16 protein-coding genes are annotated in these 16131 nt (G+C 73.7%); 7 read left to right on the top strand and 9 right to left on the bottom strand.

Going from position 1 to position 16131, the window contains the following annotated elements:
* The first annotated feature begins 11 nt into the window (after positions 1–11).
* Entirely contained in the window at positions 12–1661 is a 1650-nt protein-coding gene (locus ACGFZF_RS22835) for a hypothetical protein (RefSeq protein ID WP_393556736.1), read from the top strand.
* A gap of 127 nt (positions 1662–1788) precedes the next feature.
* Here the strand turns inward: ACGFZF_RS22835 and ACGFZF_RS22830 are convergent, their stop codons facing one another.
* Positions 1789–3288, bottom strand: coding sequence for a PLP-dependent aminotransferase family protein (locus ACGFZF_RS22830; RefSeq protein ID WP_393556734.1), 1500 nt, complete (start codon positions 3286–3288; stop codon positions 1789–1791).
* A gap of 101 nt (positions 3289–3389) precedes the next feature.
* Here ACGFZF_RS22830 and ACGFZF_RS22825 point away from each other — a divergent pair, with 101 nt between their 5' ends.
* The 4 genes from ACGFZF_RS22825 (at position 3390) to ACGFZF_RS22810 (ending at position 6857) form a co-directional block, all read left to right on the top strand.
* Positions 3390–4070 (top strand): YitT family protein, encoded by a 681-nt coding sequence (locus ACGFZF_RS22825; protein ID WP_393556732.1) that lies wholly within the window; start codon positions 3390–3392, stop codon positions 4068–4070.
* Entirely contained in the window at positions 4067–4831 is a 765-nt protein-coding gene (locus tag ACGFZF_RS22820) for a glycerophosphodiester phosphodiesterase (protein WP_393556730.1), read from the top strand. Before ACGFZF_RS22825 ends, ACGFZF_RS22820 begins: the two co-directional genes overlap by 4 nt.
* A 40-nt stretch (positions 4832–4871) precedes the next feature.
* Positions 4872–6227, top strand: coding sequence for an MFS transporter (locus ACGFZF_RS22815; protein ID WP_393556728.1), 1356 nt, complete (start codon positions 4872–4874; stop codon positions 6225–6227).
* 255 nt (positions 6228–6482) lie between these two features.
* Positions 6483–6857, top strand: coding sequence for an RNA polymerase-binding protein RbpA (locus tag ACGFZF_RS22810; RefSeq protein WP_026278069.1), 375 nt, complete (start codon positions 6483–6485; stop codon positions 6855–6857).
* A gap of 265 nt (positions 6858–7122) precedes the next feature.
* Here the strand turns inward: ACGFZF_RS22810 and fxsA are convergent, their stop codons facing one another.
* The 4 genes from fxsA to ACGFZF_RS22790 all read right to left on the bottom strand — a co-directional run bounded on the left by fxsA (position 7123) and on the right by ACGFZF_RS22790 (position 11185).
* Complete coding sequence (gene fxsA / locus ACGFZF_RS22805; protein ID WP_393556726.1) at positions 7123–7713, bottom strand: FxsA family membrane protein; 591 nt, start codon at positions 7711–7713, stop codon at positions 7123–7125.
* Between the two features lie 47 nt (positions 7714–7760).
* Positions 7761–8540, bottom strand: coding sequence for a polyprenol monophosphomannose synthase (locus ACGFZF_RS22800; protein WP_393556724.1), 780 nt, complete (start codon positions 8538–8540; stop codon positions 7761–7763).
* A 519-nt stretch (positions 8541–9059) separates the two neighbouring features.
* Positions 9060–10679 carry an amidohydrolase gene (locus ACGFZF_RS22795; protein WP_393556722.1) on the bottom strand — a complete coding sequence of 540 codons (1620 nt, stop codon included), beginning with the start codon at positions 10677–10679 and terminating at the stop codon, positions 9060–9062.
* Positions 10680–10744: 65 nt separating this feature from the next.
* Entirely contained in the window at positions 10745–11185 is a 441-nt protein-coding gene (locus tag ACGFZF_RS22790; protein WP_017242178.1) for an Lrp/AsnC family transcriptional regulator, read from the bottom strand.
* Positions 11186–11410: 225 nt separating this feature from the next.
* On the opposite strand from ACGFZF_RS22790, the gene ACGFZF_RS22785 reads away from it, so the two are divergent.
* Positions 11411–11779, top strand: coding sequence for a hypothetical protein (locus ACGFZF_RS22785; RefSeq protein WP_356600780.1), 369 nt, complete (start codon positions 11411–11413; stop codon positions 11777–11779).
* Positions 11780–11800: 21 nt separating this feature from the next.
* Here the strand turns inward: ACGFZF_RS22785 and ACGFZF_RS22780 are convergent, their stop codons facing one another.
* Both ACGFZF_RS22780 and ACGFZF_RS22775 read right to left on the bottom strand, forming a co-directional pair.
* Positions 11801–12901 (bottom strand): phosphotransferase family protein, encoded by a 1101-nt coding sequence (locus ACGFZF_RS22780; RefSeq protein ID WP_393556719.1) that lies wholly within the window; start codon positions 12899–12901, stop codon positions 11801–11803.
* 12 nt (positions 12902–12913) lie between these two features.
* The gene (locus ACGFZF_RS22775) at positions 12914–14035 is read right to left on the bottom strand and encodes a hypothetical protein (RefSeq protein ID WP_393556717.1); all 1122 of its coding nucleotides are present in this window, start codon (positions 14033–14035) and stop codon (positions 12914–12916) included.
* 193 nt (positions 14036–14228) lie between these two features.
* Here ACGFZF_RS22775 and ACGFZF_RS22770 point away from each other — a divergent pair, with 193 nt between their 5' ends.
* Complete coding sequence (locus ACGFZF_RS22770; protein ID WP_356600786.1) at positions 14229–14510, top strand: hypothetical protein; 282 nt, start codon at positions 14229–14231, stop codon at positions 14508–14510.
* Here the strand turns inward: ACGFZF_RS22770 and ACGFZF_RS22765 are convergent.
* Both ACGFZF_RS22765 and ACGFZF_RS22760 read right to left on the bottom strand, forming a co-directional pair.
* Positions 14473–15645, bottom strand: coding sequence for an acyl-CoA dehydrogenase family protein (locus ACGFZF_RS22765; RefSeq protein WP_393556715.1), 1173 nt, complete (start codon positions 15643–15645; stop codon positions 14473–14475). The two genes, ACGFZF_RS22770 and ACGFZF_RS22765, sit on opposite strands and share 38 nt — an antisense overlap.
* 300 nt (positions 15646–15945) lie before the next feature.
* A complete protein-coding gene (locus tag ACGFZF_RS22760; RefSeq protein ID WP_393556712.1) occupies positions 15946–16092 on the bottom strand; it encodes an SCO1431 family membrane protein in 147 nt (48 codons plus the stop codon).
* Between the last annotated feature and the right edge of the window lie 39 nt (positions 16093–16131).

Here is a 16131-nt window from a genome sequence, read left to right as displayed (position 1 = left end):
AGGAGTACGACGTGGCCCGGCGACCACTCCCCCGCATTCTGAGCAGCGGCAGCGCCCAGATCGCTCGCAGTCGAGAGATCGCGCGCACGGCCGCCGACAACGCCACCGATGTGCTCCATCCGCTGATCACCATCTCGCGTGGTCTGCGGAAGCTGGCCGCGACCGCGCGGGCCAGGTGGGCCGCGACCCCCAAGGAACGGCGCGGTCCCACGCTGTTCCTGGTCGCGGCCTGCGTCTTCGTCGTCGCCCTCGTGCCGTACGGGCCGCTGCTGGCTCTGGTGTCGGTGATGGGCGCCGCCGCGTGGAAGGGGCGGGAGCGCCCGGTCGTGAAGACCGGACCCGACGACGCCGAGATCGAACGCCTCAAGGGCCTCTACGAGGCTCTGGTGCCGTACTTCTCCGTCCCCGAGGACCCGGCCCCCTTGTTCTCCCACGGTGGCGACTGGAGCGGCGCCTTCGCGGACCCCGCCTTCGACGACGCCGGCCGCCCGACGCGTCTGCGGATCAGCTACCCCGCCTACTTCACGGACGGCGAGCCCGCCGCGCGGGCCCGCATCGAGCAGCTGCTGCACGCCAAGTCGGGGCGCGGCCGCGAGTACCACTTCGAGTGGGACGAGGAGGGCAACAAGCTGGTCATGACCGTGCTGCCCGCCCTGCCCACCGACATCGCCGCCCAGCGCTTCGTGACCGCGCCCGGCGAGACCGTCCTCGGCTTCACCGACGCCGATTCCGTACAGCGCACGGTCCCGGTGCTGGCCGCCGGCGGGCCGCAGGACGCTCCCCCCGTCGTGTGGCGCACCGGCCCCCGTTCCACCGAGCCGCACCTGCTGGCCGTCGGCCCGCCCGGCAGCGGCACCACCTCCCTGCTGCGCTCCCTCGCGCTGCAGGCCCTGCCGTACGGCGACGTCCTCGTCGTCGAGGGCAGCGGCACGGGCGAGTACGCCTGCCTCACCGGCCGTGCCGGTGTCCTGGCCGTCGAGTGCGGCCTGGCGGGCGCGCTGGCCAGCCTGGAGTGGGCGGCCCACGAGACCGAGCGGCGGCTGATCGCGGCGAACCGGGCCCGCCAGGCGGGCCACCCGGCCCCCGAGGACACCAAGCGCCCGCTGTGGATCCTGCTCGACCGGCCCAGCGTGCTCGGTCACCTGGCGGCGGCCGACGGCCGGAGCGACCCGCAGGACCTGCTCCAGGTCCCGCTGCGGCACGGACGCGCCGCACAGGTCACGGTGGTGGTGGCCGAGCAGTTCGACGGTCTCGACGCCCTGTCCGAGACGGTATGGACGCACACCCGCGCCCGGGTCGTCCTCGGGCCCGCGTCCGCCGAGCAGATCGCCTCCGTCCTCGGCGTCCCGCCGCACACGACGCCGACCCCGGCCGTCCCGCCCGGCCGCGGCTACGCCCGCCTCGGCACCGGCCCGGCCCTCCGTCTCCAGGTGCCGGCCACCCCCGACCCGTACGACGACGCGACGAGCGAGGCCCACCGGCTCGCCGTCCTGGAACTGCTGCCGGAGCGGCCGGACGGCACGGGAACGGCGGTCGAGACGGTTCCCGGCTCGGCCCCCGACCCGGCACCCGCCCCGACGCCGGACGCGGCCCGCACGCCCGCGCCGGTCGGCGACCCCGGCCCGCCGCCCCTGCACGCGCCGGTCCCGGCCGAGGGCTGAGCGCGGACAGGAACAGGCAGGAACGACCGGAGGCCCGGCGCGGACGACCGTCCGCGCCGGGCCTCCGGCGTCACACCCCGACGGGGGCCGGGTCCGACCGTCCCGGCGGACACCCGGCTCCCTCGCCTCACGCCACGAAGGCCCGCGGCGGCTCGATGCCCGTCGCCGCGCCCGACTCGACCAGGCGGGCCGCCGCCGCGAGCCGGGCGGCCGCCTCCTCCGCGACCGGGCCGCCGACCGTGAAGGGCAGCCGGACATAGCCCTCGAAGGCGCCGTCCACCCCGAAGCGCGGGCCGGAGGGGACGCGGACGCCGACCCGCTCGCCGACCTCCGCGAGGCGGGAGCCGGAGAGACCGCCCGTGCGGACCCACAGCGTCAGGCCGCCGCGCGGGACGTCGAACTCCCACTCGGGCAGCCGGTCGCGCACGGCCGCGACGAGCGCGTCCCGGTTCTCCCGTGCCTGGCTGCGGCGGATGGTGACGGCCTGGTCCCAGCCGCCGGTCCGCATCAGCCAGTTGACGCCGAGCTGTTCGAGGACCGGCGTGCCGAGGTCCGCGTAGGCCCGCGCCGCCACCAGCGAGCGGATCACGTCGGGTGCGGCCCGCACCCAGCCGATCCGCATGCCGGCCCAGAACGCCTTGCTCGCCGAGCCGACCGTCAGGACCGTCGATCCGGCCGGGTCGAAGGCGCACACCGGGCGGGGCATCTCCAGCCCGTCCTCCAGGTACAGCTCGGACATGGTCTCGTCCACGACGAGCACCGTGCCCGCCGAACGGGCCGCGTCGACCAGTTGCCGGCGCTGGTCCTCGTCGGCCAGCGCGCCGGTCGGGTTGTGGAAGTCGGCGACCACGTACGCCAGCCGCGGGGCCGCGTCCCGCAGCACCTGCCGCCAGCGGTTCAGGTCCCAGCCCGCGAGACCCTCGGCCATCGCGACCGGGACGAGCCGGGCACCGGCCTCCCGCATGAGCTGGAGGATGTTGGCGTAGGACGGGGACTCGACGGCGATCCGCTCGCCGCGCCCCGCGAAGAGATGGCAGATGGCGTCGATCGCGCCCATCGCCCCGGTGGTCACCATGATCTGCTCGGGCATGGTGGGGATACCCCGCTCGGTGTACCGGTCGGCGAGCATCTGCCGCAGCGCGGGCAGCCCGGCCGGGTAGTCCCCGTGCGTGTGGGCGTACGGCGGCAGCTCCTCCAGGGCCCCCTGGACGGCGCGGGTCAGCCAGGGCTCGGGCGCGGGCAGCGCGGCGCAACCGAGGTCGATCATCGAACCGAGCGACTCCGGGGGAAGGGGTTCCAGACCGCGTGCGGGCAGCGGGTTCCCGGCCGGCACGGCGGTCCAGCTGCCGGCCCCGCGCCGCGACTCCAGGAAGCCCTCCGCGCGCAGCGCCTCGTAGGCGGCGGCCACCGTCGTACGGCTGACGGTGAGCGCCACGGCCAGTTCGCGTTCGGCGGGGAGCCGGGCGGCGACCGGGACCCTGCCCTCCAGGACGAGCAGCCGGATACCGTCGGCCAGCGCGCGGTAGGCGGGCGGCTTGCGGGCGCCCGGTCCGGCGGGGCGGGGCTGCTGCGCCTGCAGCTGCCGGGCCAACTGGGCCGGTCCCACCGCCGAGGTCCACTGAGCCATGGAAATCAGTCCACCTTCGTCGAATTGGCCATGGTTGGCACGCCTTCCCCCGCCACAGAGTGTCATGAGTCAGTCCACTCCCACCACACAGGGGGCATTCCTTGTCCATCGCCTCCGGCCTCCGCGGCCGGCTCACCGGCCGCCGTCTGCCCCGCCGGCTCACACAGCTCTACACCGGGCTGGCGCTGTACGGCGTCAGCTCGGCCCTCCTGGTGCGCGGAGGACTGGGGCTGGAGCCGTGGGGCGTACTCCACCAGGGTCTCGCCGAGCGGACCGGACTGACCATCGGCGTCGTGTCGATCATCGTGGGCGCGGTCGTCCTGCTGCTGTGGATCCCGATCCGCCAGAGGCCGGGTCTGGGCACCGTGTCGAACGTCTTCGCCGTGGGCCTGGCGATGGACGGCACGCTCGCCCTGGTCCCGGCCGTCCACGGACTCGCGGCGCGGATCGCCCTGCTCGTCCTCGGCATCGTCCTGAACGGGGTGGCCACCGGCCTCTACATCGCCGCGCGCTTCGGACCCGGCCCGCGTGACGGCCTGATGACCGGTCTGCACCGCCTCACCGGCCGCTCGATCCGCCTCGTCCGCACGGCGATCGAGGTCGCCGTGGTCGCCACCGGCTTCCTGCTGGGCGGCTCGGTCGGGGTCGGCACGGTGCTGTACGCGCTGACCATCGGCCCCCTCGCCCAGTTCTTCCTGCGCCGGTTCGCCGTCCCCGAGGAGGACCGCGGCAGCACCGTGGTCGCCTCCGCGACGCCGGGACAGGCCATACTGCGGCCGTGACTGACGTACGCCACCCGTATCTGGACCACCCCGCCCCCATCCCGTTCGCCCACCGCGGGGGTTCGGCCGACGGCCTCGAGAACACCGCCGCCGCCTTCCGGCGCGCCGCGGCGGCCGGGTACCGCTACTTCGAGACCGATGTCCACACGACCGCGGACGGGGCGCTCGTGGCCTTCCACGACGCGACGCTCGACCGGGTCACGGACGCCGCCGGACGCATACGCGACCTGCCGTGGGACGCGGTGCGCGAGGCGCGCGTGGCCGGCAAGGAGCCGCTGCCGCTCTTCGAGGACCTGCTGGAGGAGTTCCCCGAGGCCCGCTGGAACGTCGACCTCAAGGCCGAGTCCTCGCTGGAGCCGCTGGTCGAACTGATCCGGAGGACCGGGGCGTGGGACCGGATCTGCGTGGGTTCCTTCACCGAGAGCCGGGTCGCGCGGGCCCGCCGCCTCGCGGGACCGCGGCTGGCCACCTCGTACGGCGTGAGCGGCGTCCTCGGACTGCGCCTTCGCTCCTTCGGGATCCCGGCCGCGCTGCGGTCGGGGGCCGTCGCCGCGCAGGTACCGCAGAGCCAGGCGGGTGTCCCGGTGGTCGACCGCCGCTTCGTCCGCGCGGCGCACGCCCGCGGCCTGCAGGTCCATGTGTGGACCATCAATGATCCGGAGCGGATGAACTCTCTCCTCGACCTGGGGGTGGATGGCATCATGACCGATCATCTGGAGACGCTGCGTGCCGTGCTGACCGACCGGGGAGTGTGGGTCTGAGCGCGCGTCCCGCCATGGGCACGACCGAGGGGGCCGCGCTTTGACCGCCAACACCGCAGAGCCGGAGGAGCACGCCGTCGACCCGGCGGACCGCCGGCGCGAACAGCGCGGCTGGTACTTCTACGACTTCGCCTGCTCGGTCTACTCGACGAGCGTGGTGACCGTCTTCCTCGGCCCCTACCTCACGTCCGTGGCCAGGGCGGCGGCCGACGCGGAGGGCTTCGTCCACCCCCTGGGCATCCCGGTGCGGGCGGGTTCGCTCTTCGCCTACGCCGTCTCGGCCTCGATCGTGGTGGCGGTGCTGGTGATGCCGCTGGTGGGCGCGGTGGCGGACCGGACGGGCCGCAAGAAGCCGCTGCTGGCCGCGGCGGCCTACCTCGGCGCGGCGGCCACCATGGGCATGTTCTTCCTGGACGGCGACCGCTATCTGCTGGGCGCGTTCCTGCTCATCGTCGCGAACGCCTCGCTGGCGGTCTCGATGGTGCTGTACAACGCGTACCTGCCGCAGATCGCCGAGCCGGACGAGCGCGACGCGGTCTCCTCCCGCGGCTGGGCCTTCGGCTACACGTCGGGCGCCCTGGTCCTGGTGCTGAACCTGGTCGTGTACTCCGGCCACGAGAGTTTCGGGCTCTCCGAGGGGACCGCGGTGCGGGTCTGCCTCGCCTCGGCCGGGCTGTGGTGGGGAGCCTTCACCCTGGTGCCCCTGCGGCGGCTGCGCGACCGCCGCATACCGCCGAACGCCGAGGGAAGCGTGGGGGGCGGCTGGCGCCAGCTGATGGCGACGCTGCGGGACATGCGGCGGCATCCGCTGACGCTGTCGTTCCTGCTGGCGTACCTGATCTACAACGACGGGGTGCAGACGGTCATCTCGCAGGCGTCGGTCTTCGGCTCCGAGGAGCTGGGGCTCGACCAGACGACGCTGATCACCGCGGTCCTGCTCGTGCAGGTCCTGGCGATCGGGGGCGCGCTGGGCATGGGCCGGATGGCACGGTCGTACGGCGCCAAGCGCACGATCCTGGCGTCGCTGGCCGTCTGGGCCCTCATCCTGGCCGCGGGGTACTTCCTGCCGGCCGGCGCGCCGGTGGCGTTCTTCTTCCTGGCGGCGGCGATCGGCCTGGTGCTCGGCGGCAGCCAGGCCCTGTCGCGGTCGCTGTTCTCCCATCTGGTGCCGCGGGGCAAGGAGGCGGAGTACTTTTCGGCCTACGAGATGAGCGACCGCGGCCTGAGCTGGCTGGGGCCACTGGTGTTCGGTCTCGCGTATCAGCTGACCGGCAGCTATCGGGATGCCATCATCTCTCTGGTGATCTTCTTCGTCGTCGGCTTCGTGCTCCTCGCGCGGGTCCCGGTGCGGGCGGCCGTGGCCGCCGCGGGCAACCCGGTTCCTGAACGGATTTAGACGCGGAAGTGAAAGGCCGGTAGTGTACGCCTTTGGCCTGCCAGGCGGACCGTTACTGCGTGCTGACTTAGTGAAGACGCTGGGTGACATCTGCTGCCAGATGTGACAAACCGGGCACTGGTGGGTAGAACAAGGGGCGGCACGACGGGCGACGCATGACCCGGAACGGGAATCTTTACCGCCGACCGGACGTTGACCGGATGACGACGACAGCGACACCTGTCCTGTGGGCGACAAGCCCGGGAGGCACGATTCATGAGTGAGCGAGCTCTTCGCGGCACGCGCCTCGTGGTGACCAGCTACGAGACCGACCGCGGCATCGATCTGGCCCCGCGCCAGGCCGTGGAGTACGCATGCGAGAAGGGCCATCGTTTTGAGATGCCCTTCTCGGTGGAAGCGGAAATTCCGCCGGAGTGGGAGTGCAAGGTCTGCGGCAGCCAGGCACTCCTCGTTGACGGGGACGGCCCCGAAGAGAAGAAGGGCAAGCCGGCGCGTACGCACTGGGACATGCTGATGGAGCGGCGCACCCGCGAGGAGCTGGAGGAGGTGCTGGCCGAGAGGCTGGCGGTCCTTCGTTCCGGCGCCATGAACATCGCGGTCCACCCGCGCGACAGCCGCAAGTCCGCCTGACGGACGGCGCGGCCCGAGCAACGCCGAGGGGCCCGGTACACCACGTGTGTACCGGGCCCCTCGGCGTCGTGCGTGCGCGGGCCGGGCGTGGATCCGGGAGTGGCACGGCCTCACGTGCGGCACGCGGATCCGGCCGCGGCGCGGTCCCGCGCCCTCCGGAGAGGGGCCGCGGGACCGCGCCGCGAAGAAGGGTGCGGGGCGGATCCGGACGGGAGGCCCCGCCGGGGAACCGCCCGGTGGTCCTGGGAGGCCGGCAGGGCGCCGCTCAGGAGGTCAGCGGGGGACGGGACTCCCCGGAGCCCCGCGAGCCGGAGGACGCGTCCTCACGGATGACCTCACCCGGCACGATCTTGCCGTCCGGGCGGTGGATGCGAGCCTGCTGGAAGGCGTCCTGCAGGCTGCCCGCCGACGCGACCCTCATCCGGCGCTCGACGGCCTTCTCCGTGCGCCGCCCGAGGAACGAGCGGACCGGGGGCACGAGCAGCAGCAGGCCGACGGCGTCGGAGATCAGGCCGGGGATCATCAGCAGCAGACCGCCGAGCATCAGGAAGCCGTTGCGGTCGTCCGAGCCCGGGGTCTCGGCGGACGGAGCGACGCCGGTCTGCGCCGCCTCCTGTGCCTGCTGGAAGGTCCGCGTGAGGTTGCCGAAGGCCCGCCGGCCCGCCCGCTTGATCACCACGGCGCCGAGCACGGCGCCTCCGACCAGCAGACCGAAGACGGCGAGCCCGCCGATCGCGCCCGCCACCATGATGAGCAGCCAGATCTCGAGGACCAGCCAGACGGCGAGGGCGAGCGGGAGGAACGTGCGCGCGCGGGAGCGCTTGGGGGCGAGGGGAGGCTGTGCGCCGGTCGTCATGACCCCCAGTGTGCCTGGCGCCCCGCCGGAACGTCGTAAAGGCGGGATCAGCTCCCGGACCTGCGGCCGAGGAGCTTGCCGACCTTGTTCGCGCGGGCCGTGAGACCCCAGCCGGTGACCCGCCAGAGGGCCTCGACGACGATGTTGCGGCTCATCTTGGAGTCGCCGATCTCGCGCTCCACGAAGGTGATGGGCACCTCGACGACGTGGAAGCCGGCCGCGACCGCGCGGCGGGCCAGGTCGACCTGGAAGCAGTAGCCGGCCGAGGCGACGTCGTCCAGGCCGAGGCCCTCCAGGGTCTCCTTGCGGAACGCCCGGTAGCCGCCGGTGACGTCGCGGATCGGCACGTCGAGCATCACGCGCGAGTAGAGGCTGCCGCCGCGCGAGATGAACTCGCGGGACTTGGGCCAGTTCACGATCCGGCCTCCCGGCACCCAGCGGGAGCCGAGGACCAGGTCGGCGCCCTTGAGCGCGGTGAGCAGCCGCGGCAGCTCCTCGGGCTGGTGGGAGCCGTCGGCGTCCATCTCGACGAGGACGCCGTAGCCGTTCTCGATGCCCCAGCGGAAGCCGGCCAGGTACGCCGCGCCGAGCCCCTCCTTGCCCTGGCGGTGCAGGACGTGGACGTGGTCGTCCTCGGCGGCGAGCTCGTCGGCGAACTTGCCCGTGCCGTCGGGGCTGTTGTCGTCGGCGACGAGGACGTGCGCCTCCGGTACGGCCTCCCGTACACGCGAGACGATCGGCTTGATGTTCTCCGCCTCGTTGTAGGTCGGAATGATCACCAAGGCTCTGCCGAGCGGGCCGTAACGCCTCTGGCCACCGTCGTTCACTGCTGCCCCTTCGGATACCAACGCGAACCCCCACCATAGCGAGCCTGGTCGGCGACTCGGGTCCCGGCGGGGCGGGTCGAGGATACGGGGCCGTCGCACGGACGCGCACGAGCGGTGCGGGATGGGGGCCCGGGGTCCTTCGGGCCGACCTGGGTCCCGCTGGCTGCGGGTCGACCGAGAGCCGTTGTCTACTGAACGTCCGGGCCCCACCCGGGTCGCACCCTCCGCCGGAGAAACCTTCCCTCGCCCCCGAGGCGCGGGCGCTGAACCTGGTTCCCGGTGCGGCGCGCCGGTGCGGCACACCGTCCCTTGACCCAGCGGCGTTCGACGACTGCGTGGAGGTTCGAAACCGGTCGGACGTCCTGTGGTGGACCCGCCGAACCTACCGGCCGGTGGCGGCTCGCTGTCAACACTCGTTTGACCTGCGGATACCCCTGATCATGCCTGGTCAGCGGGGAGGATCCGCAGGTCGCCGTCGAGCCGGTGGATCATCGATCGGCGGTACGGAGGCCCCTTACGTCACTCGTTCGGCCGTACGTACACGGTTTGTCCGGACACCACCGTGCGCAGGCACACCGGCAGGTCGGCGCCGGGGGTCAGGTCCGGCAGCCCGGGCGTCCCGGAGCGGGGGTCGGTCGACCAGCGGGCGACCCGGTCGTCGGGAGCCTGGACCACCAGCTCGTCCGTGCGCCAGACGGCGTAGTCGGCCGGTGCGCCCGGCACGAGGGTGCCGGCGTCGTCGCGGCCGACCGCCCGCCAGCCGCCCCGCGTGTGGGCGGTGAAGGCGGCACGGACGGAGATCCGGTGCTCGGGGGTGCGGTGGAACGCGGCAGCGCGGACGGTGCCCCAGGGATCGAGCGGGGTGACCGGGCTGTCCGAACCGAACGCCAGCGGCACGCCCGCGCGCAGCAGGGCGGCGTACGGGTTGAGGGTGCGGGCCCGCTCGGCGCCCAGACGCTCCGCGTACATGCCCTCCTCGCCGCCCCAGGCCGCGTCGAAGGCGGGCTGGACGGACGCGGTCAGGCCGAGTTCGGCGAAGGCGGCGACGGTCTCGGGGGTCAGCATCTCGGCGTGCTCGACGCGGTGGCGGGCCGCGCGGATCCGGGCGAGGCCGAGCTTCTCGGCGGCGGCCCGGACTCCGTCGACGACGGCGCCGACGGCGGCGTCGCCGATCGCGTGGAAGCCGGCCTGCAGGCCGGTCTCGGTGCAGGCGACGACATGGGCGGCGACGGTGTCGGCGTCGAGGTGCGCGACGCCCGTGTGCCCCGCGGCGGCGTGGTCGGCGTAGGGCTCGTGGAGGCACGCGGTGTGCGAGCCGAGCGAGCCGTCCGCGAAGAGGTCGCCGGCCGCGCCGACGGCGCCGAGGGCGCGGGCGCGCTCGACGTCGAGGTCGGCCCAGTAGCCGACCAGCCGCGGGCCGGCCTCGTCGCGGGCGAGGTCCAGGAGTCCGGTGAAGTCGGCCTCGGAGGAGATCTCGGGTCCGCCGCACTCGTGCAGGGTGCCGATCCCGAGGGAGGCGGCCCGGGCGCGGGCGGCGCGCTGGGCCTCGGTGCGCTGGGCGGGCGAGATCGCCGCGTAGGCGGCGGCGCGGACGGCGTGGTGGGCGTCCCCGGTCAACGGCTCGCCGTCCCGGAAGCCGTCGAGCGAGCGGATCCCGGGCACCAGGTCGAGCAGGGCCGTGGTGACGACGGCCGAGTGCACGTCGATCCGGGTCAGGTACAGCGGGCGGCCGCCGGTGAGTTCGTCGAGCTCGTCGCGGCGCGGTGCCCGTCGCTCGGGCCAGCGCGAGGCGTCCCAGCCGTGGCCGATCAGGATGCGGTCGCCGGGACGGGCGGCGGCGTGGGTCCGGATGCGGTCCGCGGCCTCGGCGAGCGAGGCGGCGGTCGACAGGTCGAGGCCGGTCAGCGCGAGACCGGTGGCGGTGGTGTGCACATGGGCGTCGACGAACGCCGGGGTGACCAGCGCGCCGTCGAGGTCGACCACCTCGTCCACGCCGGAGGCGAAGGCGTCGGCCGCCCCCTCCGAGCCGACCCAGGCGACGTGGCCGCGCTCCACCACCATGGCGGTCGCGAAGGGGTCGGCGGGGCTGTGGACTTCTCCACCGCGCAACAGCACGGTGCGGTGTTCGTACTCGCTCATGCGACCAGGCTAAGGGCTGCCCTGTCGTCCCCGGCGGGCGCCGGCGGGCGCTGACGGGGCGGCGCTCAGATGCGCGGCGGCCGGGCTTCGTACGGGGTGGACAGGACGACGGTGGTCCGGCTGGAGACGCCGGCCTGCGAACGGATGCGGCTGAGCAGGTGCTCCAGCTCCAGCGGGGTCGCCACGCGCACCTTGAGGATGTAGTTCTCGTCGCCGGCCACGCTGTGGCAGGCCTCGATCTCCGGGATGTCCGCGAGCCGGTCCGGGGTGTCGTCGGGGGCGCTGGGATCGAAGGGTTTGACCGAGATGAAGGCGGTCAGCGGCAGACCGACGGCCTCCGGGTCCACGACGGCGGCATAGCCGCGGATGACCCCGCGCTGCTCGAGGCGGCGGACGCGCTGATGTACGGCCGAGGTGGACAGGCCCGTGGCCTTGCCCAGGTCGGTGTAGCTCATGCGCCCGTCCTTGACGAGCAACTCAACGATCTGACGATCCAGCTCCTCCATGCGGTCAACCTATTGCCCCGGGCTGTGATCGGCACAGCCGGGTGGCGACCCTTTGGGATGCTTTGGGCACCGCCGGGGCACCTGCGACAGGCATGTGACGAACGCCACAGGTTTGTGGCCGTGCTCGGGCGGCACCTCACGGTTATGCGGTCCGCCGTATGGGAATTGCTTGCTGTGGTCGAGGCCACAAGTACCTGGTCGACCCACCCGAGGGGGAGATTCTCCATGCAGGAGCCTGTTGATTCGGTCGAGGCGACCGACGAGCTCGATGCCTACGACACGTTCGAGATGTTCCGGGTCATCTGCCCGGACTGCGTGCAGCCGATCGGCCTGCTCGCGGACGAGGACGTGCTCCCGGAGCACGCGCTGTGCCCCACGCCGTGGAACCCGTTCGTCCTGACGGTCTGCCCCGGCACCGGCCGCGCGGCCTCCGACGCGCGCCCCGCCGACGAGACCCTGGAGCTCCAGGAGCAGGACACCGCGCTCCTGCTGACGCTTCCTCAGGGACTCGACTGGCGGACGCAGCCCTTCTCGCACGTCGGCGGTCCGGGCTCGCGTCCGATCAGGGTGCCGCAGATGCGGCGCGCCGCCTGAGGCGACGCCCGCGCCCGTCGTTCACCAGTAGCTTCCCCGCACCATCGCCGCGAGCGTGGCGTGGTGCAGGATCAGACCGTCCACGTCCTCGGTGCGCTCCGGCACACGGACCTCTCCGAAGTGCGCCTGGCGGTACGCGACCCTGAGCATCACGATCGCGTGCCGCAGCGCCGCGTAGAGGGTGTGGAAGTCCATGTCGCGCGGCGTGTGGCCGGTGAGTCCGGCGTAGCGCCGCTCGACCGCGTCCCGGCGCAGGAAGTCCGGCAGGCCGGACTGGCCGAAGCCCACCGTCAGGTCCTGGAAGAAGCGGTGCAGGTAGACGGTCCAGCCGAGGTCGACCTCGCGCGGGGCCAGGGCCGCCATCTCCCAGTCGAGCACGGCCGCGGGCCGGAACCCGTCGTACACGATGTTGCCGATGCGCGCGTCGCCCCAGTTCAGGACGGCCGGGCCCTCGTCGTCCGGCCAGTGGTCCTCCAGCCAGGCGAAGGCGGACTCGATGAGCGGCGAGGGCGCGAGGCCGTCCACCACCCAGGCGTAGTAGGCGCGCTGGGCGTCGACATGGCGCCGCAGCGGGCTGCCCACGCCGTCCGGGAGGAGGAACTCCGCCTCCTTCGCGGGGAACTGGTCGTGCAGGCGGGCGAGTACGGAGACGGACTCGGCCTCCAGCAGGGCGCGTTCGGCCGGGGTGGCGGCGTGCAGCCAGTTGCCCTCGTACGTGTAGGGCATGACGTCCGGCGGCACGCGGCCCTCGGCGCGCTCCATCACGAAGAAGGGCGCCCCGAGCGGCCCGGGGTCGGGCTCCAGCCAGAGCACGCGCGGGACCGGAAGGTCGGTGTGCTCGCCGACCAGGCTCATCACCCGGTGCTGCCGCTCCATGTCGTACACGGGGAAGATCGTGTACGCGGAGGGGTCGGCGGCCAGCCGCAGGGCGCAGCCGCGTGCCGGGGCGTCGGGGTGGTCGAGGTCGAAGAGGAGCGTCTCGCTCGACATGCCGTTGGAGCCGGGGACGGCGAGTCCGCCGACTCCGGCGCCGGGGAGGCGGCCGTCGAGCCAGCCGGCGAGTCGCCGGCCGAGCTCTTCGGGGTCACGGGTGGTGGTGCGGGGTCGCGGTGCCGTGGCCATGACTGCCCCTTCCTACCGGGCGACGGAGGAGTGGTCGGCGAAGCCGCTCGGGTCGTGGCGTCCGAAGGAGCCGTGCTCGAAGATCCCGTGACCGGTGCGGCCGTCCAGCGTGAAGCGGGCCGCGTGGTCGGTGACCCCGAAGGCGGCCATGGGGTGGGCGGCCGGGTCCGAGAGGTCGTAGACCCGCCGGTCGGTCCAGTGGCGGCCCTGCCAGGTGCCGTGCTGCCAGTCGGTGGCGGGCGGGTAGCCGGCGCCGATCGCGAGCGGCGAGGAGGCCAGGATCTCGACGCCGATCTCCAGGGGCTTCCCCGCGGGGTCGGTGAGGTGGACGACGGCGCGCTCGGGGTGCCGGGTGCCGGGCCGGTAGACGATCTCCGTGCGGGGCCAGCCGAGTTGGACGTCGCGCCGCCCGTCGCGGACGAGGACCGCCTCGTTCAGCGTGCGGTAGCCGTCGGCGTCCTCCTGGGCGATCACCATCAGGAAGCGGTCCTCGAAGCGCATCGGGATCCAGAGCCAGTGGAACCCCTCCGGCCGGAACTCGTCGGCGCGGCCGGGTTCCTCGCCCGGGAGGGGCCGTACGCCCCAGCTGCGGTCGCGCGTGCCGGTCCAGTCCCCCGGCGTGACGGCGAACTCCTCGCCCCCGGCCCGCACGGTGCCCGTGCAGTGGCCCGCCTGGACGAAGCGGCGGCCTTCGAGGACGAGCCGGCCGCCGCGGCGCTGGGTGTGGTGCGGCTCCCAGACGGCGGGGAAGTCACCGGTCCAGGTGACGTCGAAGGAGAGCCCGTCGGGGTCGTCCGGGTCGGGGTCGCAGTGCAGGGTGAGGGTCCTGAGGGGTTCGTCGACGGTGATGCGCAGCGGCCCGACGGCGAGGTCCGTGCGGTCGTCGCCGAGGGCGTCGGAGGCGCGGACGGCGTGCAGCCGGTCGCCGACGCGGAGGGTGGCGTAGGCGTCGACGATCCCGGCGTTGGGGTAGACGCCGAGGCCGGCGATGAGCAGGGCACGGCCCCGGTGGTCGAAGACGTGGAAGATGCAGCGGTCGTAGGCGTTGCGGTCGCCGCTCACGTGGTGCTTCATCGAGAGCGGGGCCTGGTGCACGGGGTATTCGTCGAGCGCGACGGGCCGGTCGTCGGACACGGCGGACCTCCTGGTCGGCGAGCGGGAATTGACGGTACGTCAGAAACTGCTCGGGAGACCAGAGCCGTGCAGGCACCGCTCCCGGGGAGCGGGCCGGGCCCGCCGGATGTCACCGGCGCGGGGGAACCCCGCGAACTCGCGCGCGAATCCCCGCGGCGGTGACCCCTTCCCCCCGGGCCGCGTTGAGCCGGGCATGACCTCGCTTTACACCACCCCGAGCGGCTACGGACGGAGGCGCCTGGTCGACCCGGGCGTCGAAGAATCGGTTCCGCAGCAGGCCGAAGCGAACTCCGCGTACGCCGACCCGCCCATCTACCGCGCGCTCGTCCGGCACTGGGCCAGCCATGGCCGGACCCTGCCCGGCCGCAGCGACCAGGAATGGAACCGGCTCGCCGCGGCTCCGGTGTGGGCGAACCGCACCGTACGGGTCAGCGGCGTCAGCGGGACTCTGGTCCGGCGAGGTGACGTGCGATGACCATCCGCTGGATCTGGTTGGTGCCCTCCACGATCTGGAGCACCTTCGCCTCGCGCATGTAGCGCTCGACCGGGAAGTCCGCGGTGTAGCCGTAGCCGCCCAGCACCTGCACGGCGTCCGTGGTCACCTGCATCGCCGCGTCCGTGCAGAAGAGCTTCGCCATGGCCGCCTGCCGCGCGAAGGGGCGCCCCGCGTCCCGCATCCGCGCCGCCTCCAGGTACAGCGCCCGCCCGGCCGCGATCCGGGTCGCCATGTCGGCGAGCAGGAAGCGGAGCCCCTGGAAGTCCGCGATCGGCCGGCCGAACTGGCGCCTCTCCCGCGCGTACGCGACGGCCTCGTCCAGCGCCGCCTGCGCGACCCCCACGGCGCAGGCCGCGATGCCGAGGCGGCCCGAGTCGAGGGCGGAGAGCGCGATCGCGAAGCCCTGCCCCTCCTCGCCGATCCTTCGCGCGTCCGGGACCCGCACTCCGTCGAAGTGCAGCTGGGCGGTGGGCGAGCCCTTCAGACCCATCTTGCGCTCGGGAGGGGCGGCATCGACGCCCGGCGCGTCCCCGGGCACCAGGAACGCGGTGATCCCCCGGGCCCCCTCGCCGCCGGTGCGGGCCATCACCGTGAGGAAGTCGGCGATCCCTCCGTGGGTGATCCACGCCTTGGTACCGGTGATCACCCAGTCGTCGCCGTCCCGGACGGCCCTGGTCCGCAGCGAGGCGGCGTCCGATCCGGAGGCGGGCTCGGAGAGGCAGTACGCGCCGAGCAGCCCGCCGCCGAGCATCGCGGGGAGGTGGGCGGTCCGCTGCTCGGCGGTGCCGAAGTTCGCGAGGGCGTGGCAGGACAGGGTGTGGACGCTGACCCCGAGGCCCACGGTGAGCCGGGCGGCGGCGAGTTCCTCGAGCACCTGGAGGTACACCTCGTACGGCTGGCCCCCGCCGCCGTACTCGGCGTCGTACACCAGGCCCAGCAGGCCGGACTCGGAGAGGAGCGTGAACACCTCGCGGGGGAAACGTCCGGCGGCCTCCTCCTCGGCGGCGGCGGGAGCGATCTCCCGCACCGCGATGTCGCGGACCAGGGCGAGCAGCTCCCCGGCCTCCTCGGTGGGCAGCAGGCGTTCCACGGTCTGGGCGGCACGGTCGGGCATGGCGGCGCACTCCTCCCTGTCGGGCGCTGCGGCGGCGCGCGCCGGGGTGGGGCGGGCGTCGCCGGTACTCGGCTCTGCGCCGATGCTGCCTCCGACGGATCGCGGGAGAGGCGGACCGGCGGCTGTGGCGCGGGGAGTATGCCCGTTCGGCGGGTGCGGGTCACACGCCTGCCGTGGACCGGCCGCAGCGGGCGCCTGTGACGGCCGCCGCTGCGGGGGCGGCAGTGACGGGGGGCGGGTGGCGGGGCGGGCGGGGCAGGCGCCGGGAGGGGGCGGGCGCCGGGGAGGCCCGCCCCGGGGTCACATCAGTCCGGCGCGGGTGACGAGCACGGCGAGGAGCACGACCAGGGTCCAGCCCAGCACGTGTTCGAGCACCTGGGGGCCGTTGTCCTTCGGGCCACCCGTGCGGGCGCGGGTGCGGGCGGCGGAGTGGGTGGTGGCGGTCATGGCCACCACCCTGCCCGAGGAGGGCGGCGCGGGGTGGAG

Source organism: Streptomyces sp. NPDC048338 (genome assembly GCF_043201055.1).
In the GTDB taxonomy this organism is placed as follows: domain Bacteria; phylum Actinomycetota; class Actinomycetes; order Streptomycetales; family Streptomycetaceae; genus Streptomyces.
The sequence above is the reverse complement of the archived record's forward strand: the minus strand, read 5'-3'. Positions and strand labels throughout refer to the sequence as shown.

Coding starts and splice junctions, on each gene's coding strand:
- ACGFZF_RS22830 (WP_393556734.1), bottom strand. CDS start 3,288: ATGGCTCAGTGGACCTCGGCGGTGGGACCGGCCCAGTTGGCCCGGCAG.
- ACGFZF_RS22810 (WP_026278069.1), top strand. CDS start 6,483: ATGAGTGAGCGAGCTCTTCGCGGCACGCGCCTCGTGGTGACCAGCTAC.
- fxsA (WP_393556726.1), bottom strand. CDS start 7,713: ATGACGACCGGCGCACAGCCTCCCCTCGCCCCCAAGCGCTCCCGCGCG.
- ACGFZF_RS22795 (WP_393556722.1), bottom strand. CDS start 10,679: ATGAGCGAGTACGAACACCGCACCGTGCTGTTGCGCGGTGGAGAAGTC.
- ACGFZF_RS22790 (WP_017242178.1), bottom strand. CDS start 11,185: ATGGAGGAGCTGGATCGTCAGATCGTTGAGTTGCTCGTCAAGGACGGG.
- ACGFZF_RS22785 (WP_356600780.1), top strand. CDS start 11,411: ATGCAGGAGCCTGTTGATTCGGTCGAGGCGACCGACGAGCTCGATGCC.
- ACGFZF_RS22780 (WP_393556719.1), bottom strand. CDS start 12,901: ATGGCCACGGCACCGCGACCCCGCACCACCACCCGTGACCCCGAAGAG.
- ACGFZF_RS22770 (WP_356600786.1), top strand. CDS start 14,229: ATGACCTCGCTTTACACCACCCCGAGCGGCTACGGACGGAGGCGCCTG.
- ACGFZF_RS22765 (WP_393556715.1), bottom strand. CDS start 15,645: ATGCCCGACCGTGCCGCCCAGACCGTGGAACGCCTGCTGCCCACCGAG.
- ACGFZF_RS22760 (WP_393556712.1), bottom strand. CDS start 16,092: ATGACCGCCACCACCCACTCCGCCGCCCGCACCCGCGCCCGCACGGGT.